The sequence below is a fragment of the Streptomyces sp. SID3343 genome, from assembly GCF_009865215.1.
Lineage (GTDB): Bacteria > Actinomycetota > Actinomycetes > Streptomycetales > Streptomycetaceae > Embleya.
The window spans coordinates 1-428 of sequence record NZ_WWJX01000411.1 but is presented as its reverse complement, the minus strand read 5'-3'; the positions used below and the strand labels follow the sequence as shown (position 1 = coordinate 428).

At 74.1% G+C, this 428-nt stretch carries 1 protein-coding gene; it reads left to right on the top strand.

Annotation, left to right across the window (positions count from 1 at the left end):
* Positions 1-10 precede the first annotated feature (10 nt).
* A partial coding sequence (locus GT354_RS13475) for a response regulator transcription factor (protein WP_161356542.1) occupies positions 11-428 on the top strand: 418 nt, incomplete at its 3' end.

Genomic DNA, 428 nt, shown 5'->3' with positions numbered 1-428 from the left:
CCTTGCCCCCATCCGGGTCCTGCTCGCCGACGACGAGCGCCTGATCCGGGCCGGCGTGCGCGCCGTGTTGTCCACCGACGCGGGGATCGAGGTCGTCGCCGAGGCCGCCGACGGCCGCGAGGCGGTCGAGCAGGCCCGCAAGTACCGTCCCGACGTCGCGCTCGTGGACATCCGGATGCCCCACCTGGACGGCCTCGCTGCGACCGCCGAGCTGCGTCGGGTCGCGCCCGACACCGCCGTGGTGATCCTGACGACCTTCGGCGAGGACGAGTACATCGCCACCGCGCTCGACAGCGGCGCCACCGGCTTCCTGATCAAATCGGGCGATCCGCGCGAGCTGATCGCGGGTGTGCGGGCCGTGGCCGACGGCGGCGCCTACCTGTCCCCGCAGGTGGCCAAGCGGGTGATCGGTCGCCTGGCGACCGCCC